This window comes from Bacteroides sp. AR29 (assembly GCF_900217715.1).
GTDB classification, from domain to species: domain Bacteria; phylum Bacteroidota; class Bacteroidia; order Bacteroidales; family Bacteroidaceae; genus Bacteroides; species Bacteroides uniformis.
In genome coordinates this window covers 1-6,659 of the sequence record NZ_OBMS01000048.1, presented here as the reverse complement: position 1 = coordinate 6,659, position 6,659 = coordinate 1, and the positions used below count along the sequence as shown (strand labels likewise).

The window sequence follows — 6,659 nt, the reverse complement described above, 5'->3', positions numbered from 1 at the left end:
ACCAGAGTTTTCGCGGAACTACAATATGTGTATCTTGTTGGTAATAAAGGAGGTACAATAATTCAAGAAAGTTTCAAAAGGAAGTGTTCCCCTTTGGGAGATACTCTATACATGTTCACTATACATGACAATCTACTTATATGATACTATTTGTAATAGTAATGTGCTGATTTATAATAGTCTGATTCTGTACTAATATGTTATAATCATAACGTTAGGATTTCTTTTTTTTTAAGAATGAATGCTTATGTCAACATCTATCGTTTAGTTGTTTTTTGTCAATTATTTACTTGTATTGTTTGTTACATCCATGAAAACGTAAAGCATTATATAAAATATTATTGAAATTATAAAGGTTACATAGATACCATCTTACCCATTTATCCATTTTATGCATAGAACACTATGCAATTGTCCTTATTTTAAATGGAGATATCCGTTTGTTTATTCCAAATACAAAAGTAATTGAAGTAAAGAACTCTGTAACTGCGAAAAACTACTATTGGAAGTATGTCAAAAATGTAAACCTGCCCTTTTCGGATGGAAAAACGATTGTTCAGTCAAGGTTTAGTTCTTTAATTCCCCAAAGATTTATGTAGTAAACAATGTTTTTGGTTTCTTGTTTGGGATTATATTTTTCTGATGAGGAATACCTATTATGAGAAAATATAGTCTACATGAAATTACGTCGCTTGGGTGGAGATATTTTTATCATAATCAGGAAATGCAGAATATGCTTTTGTGACCCACTCTAGCTCTCATATCGTGCGGGCAATCCAGGTTTGCTGCTTATTGAAGAAAGGATACTCCTATTGTTTCAGTTCTTCTCCATAAAGTTTACGCAGCATGATACGTGCAGGTACACTTTTAATTTCTCCATTGGGCAAGCCTTGTATAATGCATTCATTGCGCAATGCTTTTTCTTCAAGCATACGGCGTTCGGCTAATGCCAAACCGAAATGTAACTTTTCGCTCAGTTCTTTTCTTTCATTCTCTGACATAACTTTGTATTTTATTAAATCGTTCAATATGATGTATATGCATCTCCATCCCCCGTCCGCCTTCAGCAACAATAATACGGGGTGTCTCGCTATTATCTGCCAATAGCCAATAGTCCACACAGGGCATATAAATATTGAAAAAGTTATTGATACCTGCTTGATAACGCCGAATCACAACCTCTTTGGGAATGTCGTGCCCACCATTACGTACACGTTGGGCTACACGCTGAATAGCCAAGTCGGGCGAACTCAACCAGAAATATATTAAATTGACTTTATATCCTTGCTCTTGCGCACGATGGACAAGGCGGGTGTAAGTTCTTGTGGCAAGTGTGGTTTCTATAGAAAAGTTTTGTTGATTTCTCAGCAATTCATTAATCCTTTGTAACATCAACCGTCCGGCTTCAATAGCCATACTTTCGGGATTGAAAGGAGATAATCCACGAGCTATTTCATCTGCATTAACAAACTCCTTGCATTCCAGAACATCCGGTAGCACAGTGTAAGATGCCGTAGTCTTACCAGCACCATTACAACCACTAATGATGTAGAGCTGTTTTTTAGAATCCATATTCATGCATTTATCTAATTGCAAACATACGACATTTTTATAAGATTATGGATAATTGATAGTTATTGTTTTTTAAAAGTTGATTGTTCCGCAGGTATGAGAAGTACAGGACTCTTTTGAGAACTCCACATTTCTCACATATCATCTATCCTTATTTTCTTCTTGATGAAATATCTGTTTACCAAAGTACGTTTTACGAATTGAGGTGGAGCAAAGTACTTGCCTTTCCCACTTGCGCTATATAGATAGCCCTCCCCTCTAGTGATCATTGATGAATACCAAATGGCAGGCAAATATCCTGAGAATAGTGTGGAAACGCTTTTATTGTTCTCCTCTAATAACAGAGGGAATGCTTTATAGCATCCCCTCTCTCAAAAAACACTTTATTTATAGAATAATTCCGGTAGAATTATTTTCCTCCAAGATTCAACTCATCGTTGTAATCAGTTTCATTCAAAGGTACATCCCATGTCCATTTGTTGACACCGGAGGCAGGAATGGTTTTTGCAACGGAAATGTGAGCATTACCACCTTCGGCAAAACTGTGACGGACTATGTCGCGGTTCCATCTCTTGTAGTCGCTCCATGCAAAACCTTCACCCCAGAGTTCCAATTCGCGATAGTCCATAATTTCATTCCAAAGAGCTTCGCCACTCTTGTCGCAAGTGTATTCAGGATTACGTCCGGAAGTGGCATTCAGTTCTACCAGTGCGGCACGAGCAGCAGTCTCGTCATTCAAGAAATAATTAGCCTCTGCCTCTACCAATACCATTTCCGATGAACGGATGAAAGGCAGGTAGCTGACGCCCGGAGTGTCGAATACATAAAACTTCAGTTGTCCCCCCAGATACATATAACCAGCCTGATAAGGAGCTTCCAGGCCACTGACCGCCATTTTCTGGCAATAGGCAGCTGCTTCTTCCCAAAGAGCATCTGCTTTTTTCTCATCATCTCCCATTCCAAGAATGCCGTAGCCTAAATCCATGGCTGAACCGTCATTGAAGTTATAGCCGGGGAATTTGTCTTCGGTTAGGAACAGTGCCTTACGAGCATCGTTGTTGGGAATGCGATTAATCAGTTCACGACCGATAGAGCCTGCACCGTTTGCCGCCCCTGCCGCATTGGCATAATATCCGTTGCATGCATACTGAGTACCATAACTCCAATACCAGTTATTCTCTTGTGCACTACCAAAGCTTCCGAAAATCCATTCACTGGTTGGATTACAGAACCCTGCATGATATTCTGCATTGCTCATGAGTGGGTAGTTCTGGCGAGCCAGCTTAGCTTCAGTCAATGCTTTGGTATAATCTTGCTTGGTAAGAGCGGCACGGGCGTAGATGGCATGTGCCACATTGATGTTCGGCATCCATACTTGTGAGGCATTACGGTCCATACCGCTTTGCTCAAACAGCATGATGGCTTCGTCCAAATCTTTATAAATCTGTGCATACGTTTCAGCTAATGTGGCATAACCTTGTCCACCGGTAGATTCGTCCAAACGAAGTACTATCCCCTGCGAAGCGCCATTGTTGGAATCTTGCCAGCGCCAGCAATAATAGTGTACCAGTTTTTCGAAAGCGTATGCACGAAAAGTCAGTGCAGATGCCTTGACAAAATTCCTTTCCGCTTCCGTACCTTCGGCATTGTCTATATTGGCAAGAATGGTGTTGGCATTACCTGCTATGGTATAATAGTAATACCATGCGTAAGCATCGTAAATGGAGTTAGTACGTGTGTGGAACTCTTGATTGAAGATAGGAGACCATCCGGATGCGTAATAATTGTAATTGTAATTTTCACTCGGGTAGCTTTCGTACTGAATCATTATGTTGTTCTCACCAGCAAATCCACCTCCAAAATAGGAGTGTTGTGTTGTCATGATTTTGGCGATACCGTTCAATGCCTTCATGGCATTGGCCGTGGTACCTACGGCATCGGTTGCTCCGGTTGAGTCAGTAGGTGCTGTATCCAGATAGTCACCAGCGCAAGAAGACACCAGCATCATACCTGCCAATAGGCTTCCTGCGAACAATTTATTGATAATCTTTTTCATTTCTAATACAAATTATATGGTTATACCTTTAGAATTTCACAGTCAGTCCGAAGTTATAAACACGGGCTGTCACATACGTATCGTCCGAACCTCCGTTGAAGGAATACTGCGGATTCAATCCTTTGCGTGAAGTCAATGTAAAAAGGTTCTCTACACCGGCAGTCAGCGAAAGGCCTTCTATACCTACACTTTTTAGCCAACGCTTGGGCAAGCTGTAGGAGAGATTCAGGTTCTTGAATACGAAGTAAGAAGAGCTTGTCAGCCAACGGTCACTGGTGGCATTCAGGTCGGACGATTTGTAAAAGTCGGCGCGCGGAGTTCCATTCGGATCAATGCGATTGGCAGAAGTTTCTGTCATTCCCGCAGGAACTTCTTTCCAAGAATTCAGGATGTCCTTGTGGTAAGCGCTGCCGGCAGCACCGGATTCAGACACACCCATCAAGCTGGCATAGCTACCATCGTATGTTTTACCGCCTAAAGAATAAGTAAACAGCATGTTCAAATCCCAGTTTTTCCAAGAAAGAGCTGAGCTGATAGAACCGTAAACCGTAGGAAGTGCGCTGCCGGCCCAGTCACGTTTGGCGTATGAAGTCGCGGTAGCATAGTCCGTACCGTTGATGGTAGTCAATGCACCGGCTTCTTGGGCGGCGGCTTTCTTGTCCGGATCCAGTGTATAGAGAGAAGTACCGGTCATCTGGTCCACACCTTCGAAGTGGTAAGTGTACCATTCGTAGATGGAGTGTCCTTCGGAGTAGTTTTGCATACCATGCAAGATGTCCTTTCCATCGGGCAGTTTCACGATTTTATTCTTCAGGAAAGTAGCGTCTGCGCCGATGTTCCATTTCCAGTCATTGTTGTTGATGACATCGACATTCAAAGAGATTTCCCAGCCACGGTTGGACACGGTACCGATATTCTTGTATTGCGTCAGGTTCATCGGGGCAGTATCATCGACCCAAGGATAAGAACCGGCAGAAAGCGGTAGGCGTACCTCAAACAGCAGGTCTTTGGAACGTTTGTCGAAATAGCCTATTTGGAAGTTCAGACGGTTGAACAGACGCCCCTCTACGGCAACATCCACCGTCTGTGTAGTTTCCCACTTGATGTCCGGTGCTGAAAGTGATTGTTTTACCAAAGCGGCTTCACCACCGTTCTTGTCAATGGTATAAAGAGCCATGTGACCATAAAGGCTTACGCCCATATTGTTACCGACTTCACCATAGGACGCGCGCAACTTCAAGGCATCCACCCAATCTACATCTTGCAAGAAAGCTTCTTGTTTCATGTTCCAGCTGGCACCAACAGAATAGAAGTTACCCCAGCGATTGTCCTTGTGGAAGCGTGAGGAACCATCACGACGGAACGAACCTTCTACGAAATAACGGTTGTCATAATTATACTTTACGCGTGCCAGATAAGACTCCGTCTTGTCCTCATCATCACTTCCGGAAAAATAAGAGTTGTTAAGGAAATTACCCATAGTAAGGTTTCCGTCTACAGCCATACCGGTGTTCATTCCGGAAGTGTACTTGCGCTCCCAACTATAGTTCTCGTGAGCCACCATAGCTTCCACGTTGTGTACCTGATTAAATTGATAGTTCCAGCTCAGAATTTCCTGCAAGGTTACAGTCTTGTATTGGTAGGCATAACTTGTCAAACGACCGCCATTCGTAGCACCGTCTCCAATTTCGGGATTGTCATATTTCTTATTGTTCGAAGTGCTGTTGTTCAGGTCACCTTTTACAGTTAATGAAAGTCCATACGGCAACGAGATGGTGGCAAAAGCTTGTCCGCCCAATACGTTGCGCACACTTTCCTGCTTATTATACAACATTTCGTAAGCGATGTTGCGGTTACTCAGATAAGATGAGGTGGTGTCATAAATTTTGTTACCATCGGCATCCAGTTGGTATGTACCGTCGGCATTGTGCATAAACAACGGATAGACCGGAGCCATATAACGAGTAATATAGAACGGATTGGCGTAATAGTTGCCACTGGCATTACTGTTATAGTCACGCTTGGTCCACGAGCCAGTCAGGTTCACGCCACCCTTGAACCACTTGTTAGGTGTATAAGTAGTGTTGATACGCCCGGAGAAACGTTCGTAACCTGTGGCTTTTACATATCCTTTCTCATTCAAGTAGCCTATGGAAGAATACACGTTGTATTTCTCTCCCGAAGTGGCGGCAGAAAGATTGTATTCCTGACGGTGTCCCGTGCGTTCGATGGCATTCTGCCAGTCCAAGTCGTCATAGCCAGCCAGGCGAGTGGCAATCAGTTTACCGTTATTGTCAAACAACTTATCACCAGCGGCATTGTAGATATTACGACCGATAGATTCACTAACCACGTGTCCCGTGGCATATGCGGCAGCATCGCTTGCCGACATGCCGGCATTGCTCATCATGGCATTCTTCTTGGCCATCCAGGTAGCTTCCATCCAGCGGTCTGCATCCAGACGGTCGTACTCGGGAATACCTCTGTTATACATACCTTGATTCATTTGCAGCGTAATACTCGGTTTGTGAGTGTTTCGTCCGCTCTTGGTTGTAATGATGACAACACCGTTGGCAGCACGGTTACCGTATAATGCAGCCGAAGCAGCATCTTTCAAGATGGACATGCTTTCAATATCATTAGAGTTTAGTTCGGCCATGTTTCCATCGAAAGGGACTCCGTCCACTACATACAGAGGATCTGAAGCACCTGAAACCAATGTACCAAAACCACGGATACGGATGCTGGGGGCAGAACCGGGTTCACCATATGTATTGTTCACTTGTACACCCGGTGCGGCACCTTCAAGTGCACCGGTTACGCTGGTTGTGATGCGCTTCTCTATTTTCTTATTGTCAACCACCGAGATAGAACCGGTCAACGATTCTTTTTTAGCAGTACCGTATGCCACTACCACAACCTCATCCAAAGCTTCTGCATTGCTTCTCATTGTCACCTTTACACTCGGCTTAATCGCCACTTCCTGCGTCTGCATACCAATATAAGAAATCACCAAAGTTTTCGCGGAACT

Annotated in this window: 4 protein-coding genes; all 4 read right to left on the bottom strand. The window is 43.4% G+C overall.

Annotation, left to right across the window (positions count from 1 at the left end; all coding sequences use genetic code 11):
* Positions 1-809: 809 nt before the first annotated feature.
* Positions 810-1,001, bottom strand: coding sequence for a hypothetical protein (locus tag CSD97_RS18485; RefSeq protein WP_005835040.1), 192 nt, complete (start codon positions 999-1,001; stop codon positions 810-812).
* Positions 988-1,572 (bottom strand): zeta toxin family protein, encoded by a 585-nt coding sequence (locus CSD97_RS18480; protein WP_034523328.1) that lies wholly within the window; start codon positions 1,570-1,572, stop codon positions 988-990. Before CSD97_RS18480 ends, CSD97_RS18485 begins: the two co-directional genes overlap by 14 nt.
* Before the next feature lie 409 nt (positions 1,573-1,981).
* On the bottom strand, positions 1,982-3,628 hold the full coding sequence (locus tag CSD97_RS18475; RefSeq protein WP_005835044.1) for a RagB/SusD family nutrient uptake outer membrane protein: 1,647 nt from the start codon (positions 3,626-3,628) through the stop codon (positions 1,982-1,984).
* A 28-nt stretch (positions 3,629-3,656) separates the two neighbouring features.
* Complete coding sequence (locus tag CSD97_RS18470) at positions 3,657-6,641, bottom strand: SusC/RagA family TonB-linked outer membrane protein (protein ID WP_098032896.1); 2,985 nt, start codon at positions 6,639-6,641, stop codon at positions 3,657-3,659.
* Positions 6,642-6,659 lie beyond the last annotated feature (18 nt).

What these genes read in the sequence shown, in the direction of transcription:
- CSD97_RS18485 (WP_005835040.1), bottom strand. Translation starts at nt 1,001, where the DNA reads ATGTCAGAGAATGAAAGAAAAGAACTGAGCGAAAAGTTACATTTCGGT.
- CSD97_RS18480 (WP_034523328.1), bottom strand. Translation starts at nt 1,572, where the DNA reads ATGGATTCTAAAAAACAGCTCTACATCATTAGTGGTTGTAATGGTGCT.
- CSD97_RS18475 (WP_005835044.1), bottom strand. Translation starts at nt 3,628, where the DNA reads ATGAAAAAGATTATCAATAAATTGTTCGCAGGAAGCCTATTGGCAGGT.